Origin of the sequence: Longimicrobium sp., from assembly GCF_036399935.1 — a bacterium.
Classification (GTDB): Bacteria; Gemmatimonadota; Gemmatimonadetes; order Longimicrobiales; family Longimicrobiaceae; genus Longimicrobium.
The window spans coordinates 12,089-34,065 of record NZ_DASWMD010000048.1 but is presented as its reverse complement, the minus strand read 5'-3'; the positions used below and the strand labels follow the sequence as shown (position 1 = coordinate 34,065).

Sequence of the window (21,977 nt, the reverse complement as noted above, 5' to 3'; positions counted from 1 at the left end):
GGAAGCGGTGAGGTTTGGAAAGGGGAATGCGCTGGCTACTGCGCCGGCGCGGGAGCGGGATGGGCGGCCAGGGTCACGTCGGCCAGCGCCAGGCGGATCAGGTCCAGCTCGGCGGAAGGCTCTGCCCCCGACGCGAGCTCGTCCACCGAGGCCAGCGCGGCCGCGACCGCCGCGTCCAGCTCGGAGGGGTCGCTCCCGGCCAGCGCCGCACCGACGCGAGCGAGCACCGGATCCAGTGCCTCGTGTCCCAGCCCCGGCAGTACGCGCACGCGCGCATCGTCGATGATGGCGGCAAGGCCGCCCGTCTGCTCGGCGCTGAGCACCTGCAGCGAAACCGGGAGGGTGGCTACCCGTGCTTCCGCTGGGGGCGCGGTGGGGGGTGTTACGGGCGATTCTCCGCACGCCACGGCGAGTGGCAGTGCCAGCGCGGCTAAAGCCTGCTTTCTCATCAGGAAATGTCCTCCGCAAGGAACCTGGTGGGGAGTGCAGCCCGGCGTGCGTGGCGCGCCGGGGGGGAACGGGGGAAAATGCCGATCTGTGCGTACGGTGGCCGATAACATGCGTATTACCCGCGTAGATCCGCCGGGCAGCGTGAAAGCCGGGTGTCAGGACGCCGACGGTGTTGGGTCCAGCGGATAGGACCGGCGGAAAGCGAACCGGCGGCCGCCAGGCGAACGGGAAGAACGAACGAAGCGCCGCCGTTGGGTCCCTGGCGGGGACGGCGCTTTCGTCCCGGTGCGCCTATCGTTTCGCCGGCGCGGCGCTCCCTTGCGTCACCAGGGCCTCCAGCCGGTCCAGCCGCGCCCGCATCTCCGCGTTCTCGCGTTCCAGCACCTGGATGCGTTCCGCCTGGGCACGGGTGCGCGCCTCGAGCGCCTGGGCCGCAGCCAATGCTACGCCGTCCGCGTCGACGGTGGTGATGTGGGTCCTGTCGTCACCCCCCAGCCCGAACGCAGCATGGAAGTCCTGGGCGGTTGGGCCCAGGTGCCGCACGCCGTGGGACTCCGCGTTGTACGTCCACGTGGTTATGGATAGGCCGCGGAGCCGCGTGAGCACGTCCTCGCCGAGCACGGCGGCGAACCCGTGCTTGCGATTGACGTCCGACACGTTCGTCCAGGCGCCGCCATTCGAAAGGTATGCGCAGTTGCTGGCGCTGATCACCCACTGCACGTTGGAGCAGCCGGTCCACGGGGTGCTGGCGAAGCCGGGGTAGGCCTGGAAGAGCACCCCCGCGGTCTTGGCGCTGTTGGTGTACAGCCGGATGCCGCCGGAGGCCCGCAGGCTGAACTGGTTGTTGGCGGTGGCCTGCAGGCTGTCGGTGGTGCTGCCGTCTCCGATGACGATCGCACCCTCATGCCCGTCGGCCGACACCGCGCGCCCGATGGCCACCGCGTAGTTGGCGTCGGCCGTGGCCTTGTAGCCCAGGGCGATGGCGGCCTGCCCGTTCGCGTGGGTGCCAAAGCCCATCGAGACGCTGTAGGGCTGGTCCGTATAGGCGCTGTGGCCGGCGGCGATGGACCAGTTGCCCTCGGCCTGCACGTTCTGCCCGAACGCCGCGCTGAAGAAGCCGATGTTGGCGTCGTTCCATTGCTCGCCGCTGACGCCGCCCGCGCGGAACGATGCGCGGTACGGGTGCCACATCATCCGGTAGCCTTCCCCTTGCTGGGGGATGATCCCGATCCCCAGCGATCCCATGGCCACGAACCCTCCGGCGCTGTCCACGCGCAGGCGGTCTCCTGACGGGTTGCCCGACTGGATGCGCAGCAGGATGTCTGACTGCGCAACCGCGGGAGCGGCCATGGCGAACGAAAGGCCGACGGCCAGCGCCGCCCTGCCAAGCAGGTGTTTCATCGCGATCTCTCCGGAATGCTGGACGGGGGGGCCGCCGTCACGGGGTGCGGTTGACGATGGTGAATGGGGTGTAGTTGTTCAGCGTCAGGGAGGCACCCCTGACCGGACCGTTGGTGATGGTCACCGGACCGTACGCCACGGTGGTGTCCTGCACCGCGATCGTGCCGTTGACCAGCAGGGTGGCCAGGGTGCCGTTGAGCACCCCCGCGGAGCCGGTCATCTGCACGGTGCCGGCGGTGATGGTGCCCTCGACGTTCGCGTTGCCGCGGATGCGCATGTGCCCGGTGCCCGTGATGGTGCCGCCGGAGAACACGCGCAGGTTCTCGATGTCGCCCGACGCCGGGAACGCGGGCATGGAGCCCGAGATGGACGCCGCGCCGGGAATGCGTACGCTGCTGGTGGAGTCCGGCACCGAGTTGTTCTGCCAGTTGCCGGCGGTGTTCCAGGCCGAGCTGACGCTGCCCGTCCACACGTGGCCCAGGTCCGTGGCCACGCTCTCGTCGACGGCTTCGGCCGAAACGTACACCGTGAACGCGAAGGCGGTCACGGTGCCCGTCAGCCCGAACTGCCACCGCATGGGGTCGGAAATTTCGTAGGGCTTCAGGATCTGGTTCCACCGGTAATACGTCTGGCCGGGGCCGGTGAACTCGCCGTTCGTGCCGGTGGGGTTCACCATGTACACGGTGCCGTCTCCGGCGGTGGCGGTGGGCCCCGAAAAGAAGAACACGTCCACCCCGGTGATGGTGGAGCCGTCCGGCGTGCCGAGGGCCTGCTCGAGCAGGTTCTCGACGACCACGTAGGTCGAAAGGACCCGCGCGCCCGCGTCGTACTCGGTGCCGAAGTTGGAAAGCTTGACGTAGTGGTTCTGCCCCCCGACGATCACGTTCAGGTTCACCGGTGCGCCGGGGAAGGGGGCCTCGCGGCACTGCATGGTGCCCGCCTTCACGTCAACCGAGCACGCCACCGCCGACAGCGTCTTCGGCGTGGGGGGCACGGGGCCGGGCTTTACGCCCAACGGGTTGTCGGTGCATGCGGCCAGCAGCAGCACGGCGCCAAGGGCCGGCTTTCGCCAGAGGGCGATCTTATAGGTCATGGGAAGGCCGGGGCGCGCGGAAGGCGCCCCCAGAGTTGATGGAGGGGTCGGACGTTTCGGCGGTGCTCCAAGATAGTATCGCGCGCGCCCGCCCACAACGATCGTGGCCACACGCGGATTCGGCGTTCGTACGAGAGATCGTCTGTCGCCGCGTTGTTCTCACTCGAGGGTGCCGCTACGTTTGCCGCTGGGGGAACGGGCCGGCGAACCGCTGCGTGTGCCGCGTGTCGTCCGCCCGCGTTTCCCGCTACACCCGGAGGCGCGCGATCCACCCGTGCAATTAGACAACCCGTCTGCTTCCTTCATTCCATCTCCCGCGGGCGGGGCCCGAATGGAATGGAACCCGGGGCACGATTGTCCATTGGACGAACGGGACCACGCACGGCCGTCGTGGACCTGCGCCCCCGCACGCCGGCAGATGGACGCCACCCCTTCCGATACCGACCTGCTGGCCGCCGCCCGCGGGGGCGACGAGCGCGCCTTCCGGCTGCTGGTGGAGCGGTACGAGGGTGCCGTCGCGTCTACCGTTCTCGGCATGCTGGGCCGCGGCGACGAGGCGGAAGACGTGGGGCAGGAAGTGTTCATCCAGCTCTTCCGCTCGCTCGGCCGCTTTCGGGGCGAGGCCGCGCTGGGCACGTACCTGCGGCGGATCGCCATGAACCTGTCGCTGAACGCGCTGAAGCGGCGCAGGCGGATGACGTGGCGCTTTCTGAGCCGCGACCGCTCGCCCGAGCCGCTGCCGGAGCCCGCCACCGATCCCGCCGACGCCGACGGCTGGCAGGCCCGCGAGCACGTGCGGGCCGCGATCGCCCGCCTGGCGCCGCAGCACCGCTCGGTGGTGGTGCTGCGGATGATGGACGGGTGCTCCACGCGCGAGGCCGCGCAGATCCTGCAGGTGCCCGAGGGCACGGTGATGTCGCGCCTGAGCCGCGCGATGAAGGAGCTGGAACAGCACCTGGGGGCGTACCGGCGCGACGATATTCCTGGTCGGGAGGCGCATGATGGGTGAATCGGACGACGAGATCCTGTGGCGGGCCGTGGCCGGAGAGCCGACCCCGGCGGAGGCTTCGGCGGTGCAGTCGCGGCTCGCGGCCGAGCCCGCGCTGCACGGGCGCATGGAGGAACTGCGAACGATCGCGGCTGCACTCCGGGGCGCGCGCCACGACGCGTTCGCCGCCGGATTCGCGTCGCGCGCCGCGCGCCGCGCAGCCGCCGAGCTCTCGCAAGGCCCGCTTTCCGCCGCGCTGCTGCAGCGGTACTTCCTGCGCCTGGTGCCCGCGACGGTGGCGGCCATGCTGCTGCTGGCCGGCTACACCCTTCGCGGCGTCGGCCCGGGGCAGGGCGGGGTAGAGGCGCTGCTGGGCCTGATGCCCGTCACGGCCGAGGCGCTGCTGCCGCCGGCCCCGCCCGGGCTGTAGGGCACCGGCCATGCTGAAGGTGGAAACCAGGAGCGCGCTGATCCTGCTGTGCACCCTGCTGCTGGGCGCCGCGCTGGGCGGCGTGGGCACGGGCGCGCTGGTGCAGTACCGCGCATCGCGGGTGGAGAAGATGCGGCGTCCCGGTGGCTTTTCGGCGCACATGCACGAGATCATCCAGCCGCACAGCGCCGCACAGTGGGATTCGCTGCTTCCCATCGTGCAGGTGACCGCCGGCCGAAACGAGCGCATCCAGGCCCGCACCCGCGTGCAGATGAAGGCGGCGCTGGATTCCATGCGAAGGGAGCTGGCACCGCTGCTGGACGAGGCGCAGCGGCGGCGGCTGGAGGCGTTCGCCCGCACCGCACGGCCCCCCAAGGGACACGGACACGGGGGTCGGCCGCCTCCGCCCGAGGGCGCGCCCTGGCCTCCGCCCGGCGAGGGGCCGCCATGAAGCCGAGCAGAAGCCGCCGCCCCGGAACCCGGTGCGGCGGCTTCGTTTGTGGGCGCTTTCTTCACACGCTACCTGAGGCCCACCGCGGCCCGCATCTGCTTCGTGATGGACTGGCGCGTGGTCCAGTACTCCGCCCACGGGTCCGCCTGGAGCGACTGGATGCGCTCGACGACGGCCTGCGGCGTGAAGTCGTCCGTGCGGAGCTCCGCCGTGAGCTCGTCCCAGCCGATGGGGACGGAAACGGCGCCGGTGGGCCGCGCGCGGACGCAGTAGGCGCAGATGGCAGTGGCGCCGCGACCGTTGCGCAGGTAATCGAGGAAGATCTTTCCCTTCCGCGCCGCCTTGGTGGCCTTGATCAGGTACTTGCCCGGGTTCCTGGCGCTCAGGTCGGCGGAGAGGGCCCTGGTGAAGTCCTTGACCTCGTCCCACGACGAGCGCCGGGCGATGGGAACCACTACGTGCAGCCCCTTGCCGCCCGTGGTCTTCACCCAGCTGCGCAGCCCCAGCTCGTCCAGCCGGTCGCGCACCTGGAACGCCGCCGCCACCACGCGCGCCCAGGGCACGTCCGGCGCGGGATCCAGGTCCATCACGAACTGGTCGGGCTTTTCGAAGCTGTCGCGGCGCGCGTTGGATACGTGAAGCTCCAGCGCGCTCATCTGCACCATGGCGACGAGCCCCGCGACGGAATCCACGTAGGTGTAGACGCGGGGGTCGCCGTCGTTCTCCAGGATGGTCGTGCGCCCCACCTGCGCGGGAAAGTGCTCGTCGCCGTGCTTCTGGTAGAAGCACTGGCCGCCCACCCCCTCCGGACAGCGGACGAGCGTCAGCGGGCGGTCGACGATGTGGGGGAGCATCCACTTGCCGATGGCCTCGTAGTAGCGCGCCAGGTCCAGCTTGGTGGTGCCCAGGGCGGGGAAGAGCACCTTATCGGGGTTCGACAGGCGGATCCCCTCCACCTCCGCGTCCGGCGCCTTTCCGCGCCGGGGTGACGCGGACTTCGTCGACGGCGGCACGGGGCGGGTGGACGGGGCCGCGGGCGCATCCCTGGACGCACCACGCGCCGGCGCGCGGGTGCGCCCCTTCGCGTTGGCGGCATCGGGCTCGGCGGCCGCGGACTCGCCGGCGGGCAGGGCGCCCGGGTCTTCGCGCACCACCTGCGTGGCCGGCTTGTCCTCGCGCAGCCCCTGGAACACGGGATGGCGCAGGATGCCGTCGCCGGTCCACTCCGTGAACTCCACCTCGCACACCAGCGTCGGCTCCACCCAGGTGACTCCCGCAGGCTGGCGCCCCCGGCGGCCGAAGTCGGAGAAAGGCGAGTCGGCTCGCTTCAGCTTCTTCAGCCGGGCGTGCACCTGGCGCAGCACCTCTTCGTTGAAGCCCGTTCCCACCTTGCCGGCGTGCACCAGCTCGCCGTCCCGGTACACGCCCACGTGAAGCGCGCCGAAGTGCGAGCGCGACCCGCGCGGCTCCGTGAATCCCCCGATGACGAACTCCTGGCGCAACAGGCACTTCACCTTCAGCCAGTCCTTCGTGCGCTTCTGCGCGTAGGGCGCATCCGCCCGCTTGCAGATGATGCCCTCCAGCCCCATCGCGCACGCCTGCTGATGGAACACGCCCCCGCTGCCCACGATGTGGTCGCTGAACCGCACCCCGCCGGCGGGATCGCCCGCCAGCAGCCCGCGCAGCGCCTCCTTGCGGGCCAGCAGGGGAGACCCGCGCAGGTCCATCCCGTCCAGGTGCATCAGGTCGAAGGCGTAGAACACCAGGTCCGCCGTGCGGCCGCTGCTGAGCACGTTCTGCAGCGCCTGAAAGCTCGACGTGCCGCCGGACGTCAGCATCACCAGTTCGCCGTCCAGGATCGCGTCGCGGGCGGGCAGGGCAGCAAGCGCCGCGGCCATCTCGGGGAACTTGTCCGTCCAGTCGTTGCCGTTGCGGGTGACCAGCCGCGCCTTGCCGCCGCGCAGCATCACGACGAGACGATATCCATCGTACTTGATCTCGTGGATCCAGCCGTCCCCGGCCGGCACCTCGTCGACCAGGGTGGCTAGGGCAGGAGTGAACTCGGCGGGAAACGCCGCCTTGCGGGCGCCGGGAACGCCGGGAGCGGGGGAGGCCACGGGCTTGCTGGACCGGGTGGATCTGGGCTTGGCGGCGGGCTTCTTCGCGGCCTTCGAGGGCTTCCCGTCGCGGATCAGCGCCTCGGCCGTGGGGGCCTTCGAGTCCCAGCGGGCGTCTGCGTCGGCGGCGATCTCGTCCATCGTGCGCCCCGTGGCCACGCTGGTGACGATCTCCTCCGTGATGACACCGGCGGACTCGGGGCGCGCCACGTCGTCGTCGTCCTTGAAGAGCAGCCACTGCTCCTTCTGGCCCTCCTCCCGCGGCCGGCGCGAGCGCACCAGGTGCCAGCCGCCGGAGAGCCGCTCGCCGTGGAGGTGGAAACGGATGTGTCCCTTGCGATAGCCCTTGTGCGGGTCCTCGTCTGGCGTCCAGTGGCCGCGGTCCCACAGCATCACGGTGCCGCCGCCGTACTCCTTCTTGGGGATGATCCCCTCGAAGACGCCGTACTCGATGGGGTGGTCCTCCACGTGGACGGCCAGGCGCTTGACGGACGGATCCAGGCTGGGCCCCTTGGGGACGGCCCAGCTCTTCAGGACGCCGTCCAGCTCCAGGCGAAAGTCGTAGTGAAGGTGGCTGGCCGCGTGCTTCTGGATGCAGAAGGAGAGCACGTCCCCCGCCGGGTGGACGTGCCCTTCTGGTTCTGCGGTGACGCGAAAGTCGCGCTTTCGCTTGTACTCGTCGAGGCCCATTCAGGCGCGCGGGTTCAGGCGGCCTTGCGCTTCTTGCTGCTGCTGGCGCGCGGCTTGGCCGGGGCGGCGGAGCGGGGCGACGGCTTGCTGGCCGAGGCCGCCTTGCGCGGCTTGGCGGCCGACTTCGCCACCGCCTTGGGCGCGGCTGCGGGTTTGGCCGCAGGCTTCGACGCCTTCGCCGCGGGGCGCTCGGCCTCGTCCGCGGCCTCGTTGCCGGCGCCGCCGGTGGTGGCCTCGACGCTGCGCTTGAGCAGCGACATGATGTCGATCACGTCCCCGCGCCCCTCGGCCACCTCGGGCACCGGCGACTCGTCGGGCTCGTTGGTCTGGCCGCTGTCGATGCGCCCCTGGATCAGGCCCATCAGGTCTTCGCGGTACGTGTCGTGGTACTTCTCGGGCGACCACTCGGCGGTCATGCCCTCGACCAGGCGCTCGGCCATCTCGATCTCGCGGTCGTTGACCCCCATGGCCTGCAGGTCTTCGCCGGGCACCTCCAGGTCGTCGGTGGCGCGGATCTCGTCGGCGAAGCGAAGGATCTCCAGCACCAGCACGTTGCCTTGGGGCACCACGGCCGACAGGTACTCGCGCGAGCGGATGACCACCTTGGCGATGCCCACCTTGCGGGTGCGCTTGAGCGCCTCGCGGAGCAGCGCGTAGCCCTTGGCGTTCTTGCCGGTGGGCGCCAGGTAGTACGGCTTGTCGTAGAACACCGGCTCGATGTCCTCGAGGTCCACGAAGTCGGTGATCTCGACGGTCTGCGTCTTTTCGGGGTTGGCCCGGAGCAGGTCTTCGTCGCTGAGCACGACGTAGTGGCCGCTCTCGTACTCGTAGCCCTTTACGATGACGTCGCTCTCGACCTCTTCGCCGGTGGCCTTGTTGTACTTGCGGTAGCCGACGGGCGAGAGGTTGCGGCGGTCGAGCTGACGGAAGCTCAGGTCGTTGGTCTTCTCGGCGGAGAAGAGGCCCACCGGAATGTGGACCAGGCCGAAGCTGATGCTTCCTTTCCAGATTGCGCGTGCCATCTCGTTGGCTCCTGGGTCAGATGGGACCAGGCCTAAGCGCAAGCGCCAAGCCAATGCGTATAATATACATTATGTAAACTAGATCGGGTGGAGAAGTGTGGATAACGGCGGAGGCGCTGTGGATTGCGGAATTTCGCCACTGTTCGGGAGTTTAGGGACGGAGATGCGCCCCATCGGACGCGTCCGATCGAGCGTGGGATTGCCGGGACCGCGACAATGCCCCGCTGCCACGATTCGGCCTCAGGAGGCGACGTCCGGGCCGGCCGAGGCGGAGATCGCGCGTCCTGCGCGATTTTCGAAGGCCGGGTTTTCGGGTCGCGAAGCGGGTTTGCGGGAGCGGGTGAACCCGCCGCTCCAAAAGCGGAAAGCCCCGACACGGACGTTGGCACGTCCGTTCGAGGCTTCACCTGCACGTGGGCCGCACCTACGGGTTCGACCAAGAGGATCGAGGTCGCCCACCGAGGATGCGCGTGGTGAGATCCACGAGGTGGCGTGTGGTTGAAGCCCCGAGCGGGACGCGGCAGCGGCCCGAGTCGGGGCTTACCGCCGTTCCAGCCGCGGGTTCACCCGCCCCTGGTGCACCGAGGCCTGGACCAGAGCCCTCTCATGGTGCCGGTCAGAGCCCGGCCAACAACCTCTTGGCTTCCTCCGCCAACTCGTCGCGGCCAGTGGCCACGGATTGCAGGGCCTCGCGGGCGCCCGGCGTGCGGATGCGGGCAATGGCCTGCAGCGCCGCCATCTTCAGGCGTGTGACCTTGTTGAGCGAGAACAAGGAACGTTTGTTTACGATTCCCAGCAGCCCCGGCAGCGCCTCTGCCGAGCCGATGCGCCCCAGCGACTGGGCGGCGAGCGCCTGAAGCTCCTCGTCGCCGCCGTCGTTCAGCACGCGCGCCAGGAACGGAACGGCCGCGGTTTCGCCCAGGCCGCCCAGCCCCTGCACCGCCTCGCGGCGCACCACGCGCTCGGGATCGCCCAGCAGGTCCACGAGCACCCGCAGCGACCCGCGCCCGCCCAGCGCCGCCGCGGAGCGTGCAGCGTCCGCGCGGATCCCCGCGTCCGCGTGCCGCGCCGCCTCGGCCGCCCAGCGCCGCGCCACCTCGGGGTCCACCCCCGGCCCCCCGGCCAGCTCCAGCAGCGTCCGCACGCGAACCGGGTTGGGGTCCTGCACCGCGTGGGCGATCAGCCGGTCCGCCGTTCCCTCTGCCGCCAGCAGCGTGCGGAACGCGGCCGATCGCGATTCGGCATCCGGCGAGCGATGGATGAAGCCCTCCAGCATCAGCAGCGCGTCGCCGCCCGTGAACGCCAGGAAGCGCAGGATGCGCTCACGCTCGATGCCGCCGTGCCCCAGCAGCTCCACCAGCCGCTGCAGCGTCTCGGCCGAGCCCACCCGGCGGATGGCCTGCAGCGCCGAGTCGCGGAACAGCCGCGTGCGGTCCGGCCGCTGCGCCTCGCGCACCAGGGCGTCGAGCACCTCCACCGCCTCGGCGTGCGCGTCGGAGCGCAGGAGCTGCACCGCGGTGCGCACCGCCGTGTCGGCCAGCTCGTCGAAGCGCGACACGTTGTCCGTTTGCGCCAGCAGCCGCGGAAGCGCTTCCGCCTGCTCGTCGGCCGAGGCCGCGGTGCGGAAGAAGTGGAACATGTCGTTGACGGGCGGCTCGTCGCGCCCATGCTCCCCCGCCCCGGGGCGCGTCGGGGAACCGGCCCCCCCTGGGCTACCCGGAGGCCCCGCCAGCAGGGCGTCCGCATCCAGGATCTCGAACTCCCCCAACTCCGTGCTCTCGAAGTCGCTGTCCGACCACGCGCCTGGCGTCACGGGTTCCACGACGGCCGGGGCCGGCGCGTCCACCGGGACGTACGGCGTCGAGGCGGGTGTCGGCTGTGAAGGAGCGGAGTCGGGGGACGGCGATGCGGCGGACGCGGGCGCGGCGGGGGTGCGCGGGGCGGGCTTGTAGACTTCGGCCGCGGAGGTGCTCAGGTACACCCCGTACGGCCGCGCGCCCGCCATCGCCCCGACGATCCCGCCCTCGCCCAGCTCGCCGGCGCCGCGGGCGAGATGAAAGAAGGTGTCCTGCAGGTCCGCCGCGTGCGCGTCGGGGGTAAAGCCGATGCGGTTGACGCGCAGGGTGATGAGGTGCCCCGCCGCGCGCAGCACCTGCGGATCCACCCCGCCCACGAGCTGGCCCTTGTGGGTGAAGCCCGTGAACTGCACGTCCAGCACCAGGCTCTTCTGCCCGGCCAGCACCTCCGCCAGGGCCGCGTGCGCTTCGGCGGCGCGGGCCGCGGGGTCGCCGTCGCGCAGCACGGCGGCGGCTAGGGCACGGACGAAGGCGGGCGCGGATTCGTGCATTCGGTGTCGGCGGAAGAGAAACGGGGCCCGGCTCAGGCGCGCAGCGCGGGGCGGCTTTCCAGGCGGCCGGTGGCGGCGAGGAAACGCAGCCGCCAGACGCGCCACACGGCCTCGCGGACGATCTTCTTGCTCATCTTGCTCTCGCCCAGGTCGCGGTCCACGAACATGATGGGGATCTCGCCCAGGCGGAACCCCTTCTTCCAGGCGCGAAAGCTCATCTCGATCTGGAAGGCGTAGCCGTTGCTTTCCACCCGGTCCAGCTCGATGGACTCCAGCACCTGCCGCCGGAAGCACTTGAACCCGCCGGTGGCGTCGGCGATGGGGAGCCCCGTCACCCAGCGGGCGTACGAGTTGGCGAAGTAGCTGAGCAAAAGGCGCCCCATCGGCCAGTTGACGACGGTGACCCGGCCGTGGAGGTAGCGCGACCCCAGCACCAGGTCGTAGTCCTGCACCGCTTCCAGGAACTGCGGAAGGTGCGCGGGATCGTGGCTGAAGTCGGCATCCATCTCGAAGAGGATGTCGTACTTGCGCTCGATCCCCCACTTGAAGCCGGCGATGTAGGCCGTGCCCAGCCCCAGCTTTCCGGCGCGGTGGATGACGTGCACGCGCGGCTCGGCCGCGGCGATCTCTTCGGCGAGGCGGCCGGTTCCGTCGGGCGAGTTGTCGTCGACCACCAGGATTTCGAGCCGCTCATCGCGGGAGAGAACCGACGGAACGAGGCGCGGAAGGTTCTCGCTCTCGTTGAAGGTCGGGATGATGACGAGGGCGCGCTGCAAACGTCCGAAACGCGTGGGGAGTGCTTGTATTTGCTGGGAAAAGCCCCTAGTTTGGGCAGATGCACAACCTATCGCGGCGCTCCCCCTCCCACAAGTGAAGGTACTGTACCTGGTCTCGGCCTATCCGCGAGACCCGGACGACGTCATCACGCCCTGGATGGTGGAAACCATCCGCCGGCTGCGGCCGCTGGGCGTGGACGTCGAGGTGCTGGCGCCGGCCTACCGCGGCCTGCGCGCGCAGACGGTGGACGGCGTGACCGTGCACCGCTTTCGCTACGCGCCGCGCCCCTGGGAAACGCTCACCCACGACCAGACGGCGCCGGACCGTATCCGCGAGAAGCCCGCGTTCCTGGGCCTGGTTCCCGGCTACGTGGCCTCCGGATCGCTCGCGGCCGCGCGGCTGGCGCGCACGGGGCGCTTCGGCGTGGTGCACGCCTTCTGGCCCCTGCCCCACGGGGTGATCGGGCTGGCGGCCAAGCGCGCGTCCGGCGTGCCGCTGGTGTCCACGTTCTTCGGCGTGGAACTGACGTGGATGGAAAAGGAGCTGCCGTTCCTTTCGCCCGTGCTGCGCCGCATCGTGCGCGGCTCCGACGCGGTGACGGCCATCTCCACCTACACGGCGGACCGTCTGAAGCGGCAGGTGCCCGGGGCGGACCCGGCCGTCATCCCCTTCGGCGCCACGGTAGAGCCGCCCGCCCGGCTTCCGCCCGCGCGCACGGACCCCGCCGCGCCCTTCGAGCTGCTGTTCGTCGGACGGCTGGTGGAGCGCAAGGGCGTGCACCTGCTGCTGGATGCCCTGGCGACCCTCGCGCCGGAGCGCCCGGTGGTCCTTCGCGTGGTGGGCGACGGCCCCGAGCGGCCGCGGCTTCAGGAGCAGGCGGCGCGGCTGGGGCTGGGCGAGCGAGCGGTCTTCCACGGCTTCGTCACCCAGGACGAGCTCAAGGCGCGCATCGCCGCCTGCGACTGCTTCGTCCTTCCCGCCGTGGTCGACGCCAAAGGCGACACCGAGGGGCTGGGCGTCGTGCTGCTGGAGGCCATGAGCTACGGCAAGCCCACCATCGCCAGCGCGGCGGGCGGCATCGTCGACATCGTCCGCGACGGGCGCAACGGCTTTCTCGTCCCCCCAGGCGACGCGAGGCTGCTGGCGAACGCGATCACGCGGATGATGGACGACCCCGCGGCGGCCCGCGAGATGGGGCTGCACGGGCGGCAGGACGTGGAGGCCGGCTTCTCGTGGGCCGTGATCGTGGGGCGCCTCGCGGACGTGTACCGCCGGGTAGCGGGGCGCGCGTAGCCACGCATGTCCGGGGGGTGTCTGCGGAGACCCTGGGTTTCGAACAAGGAATGCTCGAGAAGCCGCTGACGGCGTCCTCCGTCGGCGGCTTCTTTGTGCATCCACCCATGCGAGGAAAGTAGTCGCTGTTTCCCTTGCCAGTTTCGAAACTGTCGGATACTGTTGGAGGCGCCTACCGTACATACGCCGAAGATACGGGACGCCGCTCAATCGTTCGGGATAGTTTCTAGCGCTTCGTGGCCTCTTCCAACGCTGCGAAGAGAACCCCCGTGCGTGGCGCTCGCGGCATCCCTTGGCGGGTGGGCGGAACCCCGCCGGAGCCCGGAACCCGTCCGGGCCCGCATACCTCTATCTGGAGAGTAGCCGATGTCGGAAACCCGTCCCACGGATTCACGCAGTCGCTGGAAGCCGCTCGCCATTGCGTGCGGTGCACTCGCCGTGCTCGCGAGCGCATGTGACGGCGGCCGCCAGCCCGCTCTCACGGACGTTCGGAACCTGGCGCCGGCGCTGTCGCACGCCGAGGCACAGGCGGCCGGAGAGGCGTTCGCCCGCGCCTTGGCTCGTGCCATGGACCAGCCTGGCCTGCGTGCGACGCTGCATCGGGCAATGCGCGAGTCGCGGTTCAACGAACACAAGCTGGTGCTGCAGGCCTTCGCCGAAACCCCCGGCGGGGGCAGGATGGTGAAAGCGATGGCGGCGGCGAACGGAGTGGAAGAGGAGACGGTACGCGGGTGGATCGCCCAACTGCCCCGCATGGACTTCTACGTGCCGTTCTCCGAGCACCGCCGGGCGTGGGCCGGCTCCGGTGACGTGGTGGTCGGCTCGAACATGAGGATCGACGAGACGCGCTTCACCGGGTACGCCCCCGACGGGTCTGCGCTCCAGTTCGACACCCGGGCCGGTACGCCGTCGCAGACGGTGATCTTCCTGCATCCTGCCGAGCCCAAGGCGGTGCGGCGGCCCACCCGCTCGGCCACCACCGCCTATGCAGGGATCGAGGATCCCAGCGCTCAGGAATCCACCATCACCATGGTCGACGCCGGTGACGCCGAGCCGAACCTCAACACCAACCCCGTCGCGACCTTCCTGGGCGTTCTTTACTCGTTCAAGAACTACCGTGGCGATGGCATCGGCGGCATCGAACTGATGGTGAAGCACTACGCGGGCATGGGGGGCACAAAGATCGACGAACAGATCATGGATGAAGACGGGCATTTCGGCTGGGATGGCTTCACCTATGACGAAGTGACCACACCGTACCGGGGCATCAACTTCGCGACGTACGGCGTAACGTGGATCAAGGTGTACGAGCGCGACTCGGGTATCGAAAGCCCCTGGAACAACGACGATTTCTGGGGAGAAGGGGCCTTCGGAGGGTTCAACGTCAAGCACCGGTTCTACACCGCGGGCGTCGTGTACCTGGACCCGGCTGACCCGTGCTATACCTCGCCCGCGGCTGGCGGCTGCCCTTCCCCCCCTAACGTCGACATTGTGTACCAACCCGATCCGAACCAGCCGGGTCAGGGCACCGGCGGCTTCACCTCCGGAGATCTGTCCAACTTTGCGACGTACGGCACCTTCGATGGATGGAGAATCACCAATGGTTATATGACCGCCACCGGCAGCACCGGAAGCAGTGTCCAGCTTCGCCAAGGTGTCACCATCGCCGACGGCTGGGTGGAAACCGAGACGGACCAGGCAGTGGACGGCGGGCTGGTGGTGCGAGCGCAGAGCAACGGGAGCAGCCACTATCTACTCGCCATTCGCGACGATTCGCGCTACGGCCATGCGAACATCCAGATCTACAAGGCCGTGAACGGGTCCTACACCTCACTTTCCCCGCAGGTAGACCTGAGCTTTCCGCGCGGAATCACCAAGAAGATCCGGTTCGAGGCGGTGGGAACGACGCTGAAGGCGTACTTCGACGGGACGCTCGTAGCGCAGGCGACCGACGCCACGTTCACGTCGGGTTTGCTCGGCTTCCGAGTCAACCACGTCTATTCCGCCGACCAGACGCGTTACGCCGTGCTGCGCTGGAGCGTGGTGAGCCCGACGGACAACTTCAACGATGCCGCGAGCCTGAACAACTACACGTTGATCAACACGCCCGAGGCGTGGTCGGTTTCCGGCGGGCACCTGGTCGCCGGGACCGGCGCCCGTCAGGCGATCGCGCTCCGCAACGGCGTGAACATGGTGAACGGCTGGGTGGAGACGAAGACGGACCAGGCGGCGGACGCCGGGCTGGTGCTTCGCGCGCAGAGTGCCAGCAGCTATTACCTCCTGGCGATCCGTGATGATTCGCGGTTCGGGCACTCGAACATCGAGATCTACAAGGCGCTGAACGGCACCTTCACTCCCCTGACGCAGCAGGTGGACCTCTCATTTCCCGTGGGCACGCAGAAAACGATTCGCTTCGAAGCGTCGGGCACTACGCTGAAGGCATACGTGAACGGCTCGCTGGTGGCACAGGCCAGCGATGCCAGCTTCACGTCCGGGCAGGTGGGCCTGCGGGCCAACGGCCGAGATGGTGAGTCGCTGGTGTCCCGCTTCGACCTGTTCAGCTTCAGCCAGCAGTAGGCTGGGAGTGAGGCCGCCCCTTCACGCCCGCGGCCGTGAAGGGGCGGAGCTGGGGAGATCCGGCTCCGCCCCTTCGGACGTCCACGAAATCGTCGATCTTGCCCCCGCGGTTGCCCGCGGTCTCCGGCTCGTGTTATCGTAAACGCGCGGGTTTGAACGTCTCTCCGCGGCTGCCGCGGCGGCCCTCCCCCATAGGCAGGCCGGCGCCCCCGGCCCGGAACGAACCCGAACGCCTCGTGATCCAACCCGCAGATTGGAAGAACTTCCGGGTCGAGACCATCTCGCTCCCCACGTTCGTCAAGCGCAACCTCATCCACTGGGACCTCCTGCGCGAAACCCTGCGGCGGGCGAACGGCTCGGTGCTGGAGGTGGGCGTGGGGAGCGGCGCGCAGTCGGCGCTGCTGTCGCGGTGGGTGCCGCATACGCTGACCATCGACAACGACGCGCGGATCATGCAGGCCGCCCTGCCCAACCTTCACCGGTTCGGCCCGCGCGCCCGCGTGATGGGTGCCGACGCCTTCCAGCTGCCGTTTCGCGAAGCCGCCTTCGGCGCCGCCCTCTCGCAGGGGCTGATGGAGCACTTTTCCGACGAGCAGATCGGCGCGCTGGTCCGCGAGCAGCTGAGGGTGGCGCGCTCGGTGGTGTTCAGCGTGCCATCGGACCGCTATCCGCGCCAGGACGTGGGAAACGAGCGGCTGATGACGCCCGCCCAGTGGCGGCAGATCGTCCTGGACCAGGTGGACGCGTCACGATATGCCGTCGCGGCGCGTTACTACCGCCGCGATCTGGAGGCGCTCAAGTATTCCGTGCTGGCCCGGCGCAACCTGGGCTCCTTCAGCGTGCTGGTTACCATCGACCCCCGGGGTTGAGCGACGAGCTGGCGCGATGTATGTTTCCGGGGACCTCTCCCCCATCTGTTTCCTACTCAGAGCTAACGATGCGTTTTCAATTCGTGTGCGCACCCCTGCTGGCCGCAGCGCTCCTGGCGGGCTGCTCGGATCCCGTCGCTCCCCCGGCCACGCTGGTGCTTCCGCAGACGGTCACCATGGGCAACTCCGCGTCGCGAACGCTCTCGCCGGTGGGCTACGATGACGAGGGCGACGTCATGAAGCCGCGGGGCGTGACGTGGACGTCCAGCAACACCAACGTGGCCACGGTCAATGCGAACGGCGTGATTTCGTCCAACTCCCTCGGCTCCACCACGATCACGGCGCGGGCGGGCGACGCCGCCGCGACGACCCGGGTGTGGGTGGTGCCGGCGATCATCCAGTCGTGCGAGACCAACACGGCCACACTCTGCGCGAATTGGACGTTGGCCGATTCCGTGTACAACGCGGTGTGGCAGCAGGGATCCAAGGCCGTCATCAGCGTGGAGCGGTTCGACGCCGACAGCGTTCGCTTCTCGCGTGTCGATCCCTCCGGCACCTCCCAGGGCATGAAGGCGGTGTACCGGGGCCTGGCGGCGAACCGGGCGGTACAGAGCGGCCTGGTGACCTGGACCCACGTGGAAGGGTACTCGTTCAGCGGAATGTGGAACGCCACCTGGTAGCCGGCGCCGGACGGCGCTGGCCACGGCGGGGGAGCGGCCTTCCGGCCCGCTCCCCCGCTTGCGTTCGGGCCCGCTCCCCGGGTTGCACGCGGCCGGTCCGGACGGCTATCTTGCCGCCGTTTCGCTCCCCTTCCGCCCATGGGCCCATGCACCTTCGCCGCTTCCGGATGATTCCCCGCGTGGTGGCGGCCGCGGTCGCGCCGGGCGTGGGACGTCCCGCCGTGGCGCTCGTCCAGCCGCGCTGACCGCCCCGCCCGCCCGTGCTCCGCGTCCTTCACGTCATCTACGACGATCCGTTCAACCCCTGGGTGGCCGGGGGCGGCGCCGTCCGCGCCTTCGAGCTGTACCGGCACCTGGCGGGAGAGGTGGACGCCACCGTCGCTACGGGCAACCATCCCGGGGCGAGGAACCAGGCGATCGACGGCGTGCGCTACCTGCGCCTGGGCGCGGCGGGCCCGTACGCGTGGAGCCGCCTGACGTACGCCCGCGCGGCCAACGCGCTGCTGAGGTCGGCGCGGTACGACGCGGCGGTGTTCGACTTTTCCACCTACACGCCCGTCTTCGTCCCCATGGACCGGCCCGTCGGCATCACGGTGCACCACGTGAGCGGGCCGACGGCGCGGGAGCGCTGGGGCCCGGTGCTGGCGCCCGCCATCGGCCGGCTGGAAACGGCGATGATCCGCCGCGCCGCGCGACTGAGCGCCACGTCGCTGGCCACGCGCGACCTGCTGCGCCAGATCGCGCCGGACGTGCCCATCGACATGGTGTACGCTGGGGTGCCCGACGAGCTGTTCGACCTGCCTCGTCGCCCCGAGGACTTCCTGCTGTACTTCGGCCGCCTGGACGTCTTCCAGAAGGGGCTGGATACGCTGCTGGAGGCGTTCGCCCTGCTGGTGCGAGACCGGCCCGCGCTGGAGCTGCGGATCGCCGGGCGCGGCAAGGACGCCGGCCGGGTGGCCGCGATGGCCCGCGAGCTGGGGATCGACCGGAACATCATCATGATGGGCGCCGTCAGCGAGGCCGAGCGCCAGGCGCTGTTCGCCGGGGCCGCCGTGCAGCTGATGCCGTCGCGCTTCGAAGGCTTCGGGATGGTGGCCGCCGAGGCGATGGCCGCGGGCGTTCCGCTGGTGGCCGCCGCGGCCGGCTCGCTCCCCGAAGTCGTCGACGCTCCCCGCGGGGGCCTGACCGTTCCCCCGGGCGACGCGCGCGCCCTGGCCCGCGCCAGCGCGCTGCTGCTGGACGCGCCCGCGGAACGCGAGGCCCTGTCCGTCTCTGCGCGTGCGTCGGCCGAGCGCTTCCGCTGGGGCGCCGTCGCCGCCGATCACCTTCGCTTTCTCCACCGACTCGCCGAGGGGCGCACCGCGTCCCGTTCCCCATCGCCATCATGAAGAAGACCGCTCCCCCGCCCCGCCGTCCCTCCGCGCTGGCCGCGCCGATCGACACCGAGCTGCCCATGCGCTTCGGCGTGGCCGCGGCGGTGTTCTTCGCGCTGTCGCTGCTGTATTTCTTCCCGTCGTTCCTGCCCGGGCGGCAGATGTTCGGTACCGACTACCTGGCGGGGAGCTACTTCTTCTACGACTTCTTCGCCGACCGCTTCAGTGCCGGGTCGCTGCCGAAGTGGGTGCCGTACGTGTACGGCGGCATGCCCGTGTACGCCAACCCCGGCAGCGCCTATCACCCCGTGCACCTGCTGGCGGAGGCGGTGCTGCCCACGGGCAAGGTGCTGGGCGCCATCTTCGTCGTGCAGTTCTGGCTGGCCGGGCTGGGCATGTACCTGCTGGCGCGGGAGCTGGGCTGCCGCCCCTGGGTGGGGTTCGTGGCCGGCATCGCCTTCCAGTTCACCGGCGTCACCATGTCGTGGGTGTACGCAGGCCACGACGGGCGCGTCATGGTGGCTACCATGGCCCCGCTCTTCTTCTTCTGCCTGCACCGCGGCGTGCGGACGGGTGCCGTGGCCCCGTTCGCCGGCGCGGCGGCCACGCTGGCGTTCGCGCTGCTCAGCTTTCAGATCCAGAACTCGTACTACCTGATCCTGGCGGGGCTGATCTGGGCGGTGTACCTGCTCTTCCACTTTGGCCTGCACCGCCGGCCCGCCGCGCTGGGGAAGACGGTGGCGCTGGGGCTGGGATCCGTCGCGTTCGCGTTCCTGCTGGCCTCCGTCAACTTCCTCCCCTTCCGCGGCTACGTCGATGATTCCCCGCGCGGGATGGAGGGCGGGCGCGGCTACGAGTACTCGGTGTCGTACTCCATGCCCCCCGTGGGGCTGGTGGGAATGGCGGTGCCAGAGCACGTGGGCGCCTCGCTGCAGGACCCGGAAACGGGGCGCGCGCTCTTTCCGCCGTATCGGGTGCAAGGCGGGTTCCGGCTCCACACGGAATACGTGGGCGCCTTCGTGATCGTACTGCTGGCGCTGGGGGCGGCGCTGCCGCGCCGCGGCCGGTACTGGTGGTTCTTCGCCGGCCTGACGGTTTTTGCGCTGAGCATGGCGCTGGGGGGCAACACGCCGCTGTACTACCTGTACTATACCCTGCTGCCGGGGCTGAACCGCTTCCGTGCGCCGGACCTGGTGTACTTCGTCGCCGCATTCTCTACCGTGGTGATGGCGGCGCTCACGCTGGAGCGGATCGCGGAGCTGCGCGCGGCTTCCGCGGCGCGGCGCGTGGGCAGCACGGACGAGAGCGGGCTGCAAAGGGTGCTGTGGGTGGGGCTCGCGGTGGTCGCGGTCGCCGTGCTGGGCGCCATGATGGGCGGCACCGGCGCCCCGGGCGAGCCCAGCCGGGCGGCCGGGTGGATGCGGTTCGCGCTCTTCGCGGGTGGCGTGACCGCGGCGCTGTGGGCGTGGACGGCCGGCAAGATGTCGTCCCTGGCCGCGGGGGTGCTGCTGGCGCTGCTGACGGCGGCGGACCTGTGGATCATCGACCGCCGCTTCTTTCACACCACCGCCGGGCCCGAGCAGGCGTTCGCGGCGGACGACGTGGTGAGCTTCCTGAACTCGCGGCCGGGTCCGCACCGCGTGTGGGCGTTCTCCGTTCCGGGCGCGGGGCTGCAGACCTGGGGGCGCGGGGGCTCGAAGGGCGGAGACTATCCCATGCTGTACGGGGTGGAGCAGGTGGCGGGCGAGCACCCCAACCCGCTGCAGCGGTGGGTGGAGTACATCGGCGCGGGGCAGCAGGAGATCACCGATTTCCACAATTTCCTGGGGCCCCAGGACAGCCTGGGGGTGGTGCAGACTCCGGACGGCAACCAGGCCATCGTCTTCGCCCCGCGCCCGGGGCTGATGGAGGCGGCGAACGTGCGCTACGTGGTGAGCATGGCGCCGCTGGTGCACCCCGCCCTGCGCGAGGTGCACCGCGGCAGCGCCGTCGTCTACGAAAACACGGCCGCCCTGCCGCGGGCCTACCTGGTGCCCGAGGTGCGCAAGCTGCCGGCGGACCGCGTGCTCCCCACCATGCTGGCGGGCGGATGGAACCCCGCGCAGACGGCGTTCGTCGCCGCGGATGCGCAGGTGTCGCTGCCGGCCGGCCCGCTGACCGGCGGCGCGCGGGTGACGGCGCACGAGCCCGACCGCGTCGTGGTGCAGGCCTCCCCCAGCCGGCCCGCGCTGCTGGTGCTGGCGGACAATGACTACGAGGGCTGGCGCGCGACGGTGGACGGCCGCGAAACCCCCATCGTGCGCACCAACCACACCTTCCGTGGCGTGGTGGTGCCGGCCGGGAACCACACGGTGGAATTCACCTTCCGCCCCGCCGCGCTGTACACCGGCTTCTACCTGTACCTGGGCGGGTTCGCGCTACTGGCCGTGTACGCCATGTTCCTGCTGGTGCGCCATCGCCCGCGCGCGGCCCCCGCGACGGAGCCAGCGCCAGCGTGAAGCCCTCGCCGGCCCTGCGCCGGACGGTCGCGTTCCTCCTGGTCGCCGCCACGGTGTGGTACCTGGCGGCGACCATCCGTTCGCACTGGGCCGAGCTTCGCGACTTCGACTGGCGGGCGGATCTGACCCTGCTGGCGGCCAGCGTGGCGGCCCACGTGCTGGTGCTGGCGTGGGGGGTGTGGGTGTGGAGCCGGGTGCTGCGCCACTTCGAGCATCCGCCGGTGCGGCTGGGCGCGCTGCAGCGCATCTGGTTCCTTTCCAACCTGGCGCGCTACGTTCCCGGCAAGGTGTTCCAGTTCATCGCCGTCGCGCAGCTCAGCAAGTCGGCCGGCCTTTCCGGCGCCGTGCTGCTGACCTCCATGCTCGTGCACACGGGGATGTCGCTGCTGTCCGCCGTGGTCGTCGCATCGTGGACGGTCACGGGCGGCATCTTCCGCGGCATCGACCCGCTGTGGCCCGCCCTCGCGCTCTCCGCGGGCGCCGTCCTAGCCGTGCACCCGGCCTTCCTGAACCGCCTGCTCTCCGCCATCCCGCGCCTGCTGAAGCGCGACGTGATCCGCTGGAACGGCGGCTGGGCCGACGGGCTGGTGCTGCTGGCGCTCTCGGTGGTGAGCTGGCTGCTGTACGGCGCTGCCTACCACCTGTTCATCGCGTCGCTGATCGACGTGCCGTGGTCGCTGATGCCGGCGCTGACCGGGGTGAACGCGCTCTCGTTCGTGTTCGGCTACCTGTCGCCGCTGCCGGGGGGCGCGGGGCTGCGCGAGGTGTCGATGAAGATGCTGCTGGAGCCGTACATGGCCTCGGGCGTGGCGGCGGTGCTGGCCATCGCGGCGCGCCTGTGGACGATCGCGGCCGAGCTGCTGGGCGGCGGCGCGGCGGTGATGCTGGCGCGCCGAACGCCCCCGCCACAGTAGCGCGCTC

The 21,977-nt window shown here is 70.2% G+C and carries 17 protein-coding genes; 10 read left to right on the top strand and 7 right to left on the bottom strand.

Features of this window, described 5'->3' with window-relative positions:
- Positions 1-35: 35 nt before the first annotated feature.
- The 3 genes from VGB24_RS15550 to VGB24_RS15540 form a co-directional block, all read right to left on the bottom strand.
- Positions 36-449, bottom strand: coding sequence for a hypothetical protein (locus VGB24_RS15550; protein WP_331073867.1), 414 nt, complete (start codon positions 447-449; stop codon positions 36-38).
- 292 nt (positions 450-741) lie between these two features.
- The gene (locus tag VGB24_RS15545; protein WP_331073866.1) at positions 742-1,851 is read right to left on the bottom strand and encodes a tail fiber domain-containing protein; all 1,110 of its coding nucleotides are present in this window, start codon (positions 1,849-1,851) and stop codon (positions 742-744) included.
- A gap of 37 nt (positions 1,852-1,888) precedes the next feature.
- Positions 1,889-2,944 carry a hypothetical protein gene (locus tag VGB24_RS15540; RefSeq protein WP_331073865.1) on the bottom strand — a complete coding sequence of 352 codons (1,056 nt, stop codon included), beginning with the start codon at positions 2,942-2,944 and terminating at the stop codon, positions 1,889-1,891.
- A gap of 418 nt (positions 2,945-3,362) precedes the next feature.
- On the opposite strand from VGB24_RS15540, the gene VGB24_RS15535 reads away from it, so the two are divergent.
- Genes VGB24_RS15535 through VGB24_RS15525 form a run of 3 tightly spaced genes read left to right on the top strand, consistent with a single transcriptional unit; the run spans position 3,363 to position 4,813 of the window.
- Positions 3,363-3,953 carry an RNA polymerase sigma factor gene (locus VGB24_RS15535; RefSeq protein WP_331073864.1) on the top strand — a complete coding sequence of 197 codons (591 nt, stop codon included), beginning with the start codon at positions 3,363-3,365 and terminating at the stop codon, positions 3,951-3,953.
- Positions 3,943-4,362, top strand: coding sequence for a hypothetical protein (locus VGB24_RS15530; RefSeq protein ID WP_331073863.1), 420 nt, complete (start codon positions 3,943-3,945; stop codon positions 4,360-4,362). Before VGB24_RS15535 ends, VGB24_RS15530 begins: the two co-directional genes overlap by 11 nt.
- Before the next feature lie 10 nt (positions 4,363-4,372).
- On the top strand, positions 4,373-4,813 hold the full coding sequence (locus VGB24_RS15525; protein WP_331073862.1) for a hypothetical protein: 441 nt from the start codon (positions 4,373-4,375) through the stop codon (positions 4,811-4,813).
- Between the two features lie 68 nt (positions 4,814-4,881).
- Here the strand turns inward: VGB24_RS15525 and ligD are convergent, their stop codons facing one another.
- From ligD to VGB24_RS15505, 4 genes are all read right to left on the bottom strand, one after another.
- Entirely contained in the window at positions 4,882-7,620 is a 2,739-nt protein-coding gene (gene ligD, locus VGB24_RS15520; RefSeq protein WP_331073861.1) for a DNA ligase D, read from the bottom strand.
- Between the two features lie 14 nt (positions 7,621-7,634).
- Positions 7,635-8,642 carry a Ku protein gene (locus VGB24_RS15515; RefSeq protein ID WP_331073860.1) on the bottom strand — a complete coding sequence of 336 codons (1,008 nt, stop codon included), beginning with the start codon at positions 8,640-8,642 and terminating at the stop codon, positions 7,635-7,637.
- Positions 8,643-9,258: 616 nt separating this feature from the next.
- On the bottom strand, positions 9,259-10,989 hold the full coding sequence (locus VGB24_RS15510; RefSeq protein ID WP_331073859.1) for a HEAT repeat domain-containing protein: 1,731 nt from the start codon (positions 10,987-10,989) through the stop codon (positions 9,259-9,261).
- 32 nt (positions 10,990-11,021) lie between these two features.
- Positions 11,022-11,765: a polyprenol monophosphomannose synthase gene (locus tag VGB24_RS15505; RefSeq protein WP_331022077.1), complete on the bottom strand. Its 744-nt coding sequence runs from the start codon at positions 11,763-11,765 to the stop codon at positions 11,022-11,024.
- 94 nt (positions 11,766-11,859) lie between these two features.
- On the opposite strand from VGB24_RS15505, the gene VGB24_RS15500 reads away from it, so the two are divergent.
- The 7 genes from VGB24_RS15500 (at position 11,860) to VGB24_RS15470 (ending at position 21,970) form a co-directional block, all read left to right on the top strand.
- Positions 11,860-13,059 (top strand): glycosyltransferase family 4 protein, encoded by a 1,200-nt coding sequence (locus tag VGB24_RS15500; RefSeq protein WP_331073858.1) that lies wholly within the window; start codon positions 11,860-11,862, stop codon positions 13,057-13,059.
- Between the two features lie 366 nt (positions 13,060-13,425).
- Positions 13,426-15,636 carry a hypothetical protein gene (locus VGB24_RS15495; protein ID WP_331073857.1) on the top strand — a complete coding sequence of 737 codons (2,211 nt, stop codon included), beginning with the start codon at positions 13,426-13,428 and terminating at the stop codon, positions 15,634-15,636.
- A gap of 236 nt (positions 15,637-15,872) precedes the next feature.
- Positions 15,873-16,505, top strand: coding sequence for a class I SAM-dependent methyltransferase (locus tag VGB24_RS15490; protein ID WP_331073856.1), 633 nt, complete (start codon positions 15,873-15,875; stop codon positions 16,503-16,505).
- A 68-nt stretch (positions 16,506-16,573) separates the two neighbouring features.
- Positions 16,574-17,185, top strand: a complete 612-nt coding sequence (locus VGB24_RS15485) for an Ig-like domain-containing protein (protein WP_331073855.1) — start codon at positions 16,574-16,576, stop codon at positions 17,183-17,185.
- Positions 17,186-17,445: 260 nt separating this feature from the next.
- On the top strand, positions 17,446-18,573 hold the full coding sequence (locus VGB24_RS15480; RefSeq protein WP_331073854.1) for a glycosyltransferase family 4 protein: 1,128 nt from the start codon (positions 17,446-17,448) through the stop codon (positions 18,571-18,573).
- Positions 18,570-21,056: a YfhO family protein gene (locus tag VGB24_RS15475; protein WP_331073853.1), complete on the top strand. Its 2,487-nt coding sequence runs from the start codon at positions 18,570-18,572 to the stop codon at positions 21,054-21,056. The genes VGB24_RS15480 and VGB24_RS15475 overlap by 4 nt, the downstream gene beginning before the upstream one ends.
- Positions 21,053-21,970 carry a lysylphosphatidylglycerol synthase domain-containing protein gene (locus tag VGB24_RS15470; protein ID WP_331073852.1) on the top strand — a complete coding sequence of 306 codons (918 nt, stop codon included), beginning with the start codon at positions 21,053-21,055 and terminating at the stop codon, positions 21,968-21,970. Before VGB24_RS15475 ends, VGB24_RS15470 begins: the two co-directional genes overlap by 4 nt.
- Positions 21,971-21,977 lie beyond the last annotated feature (7 nt).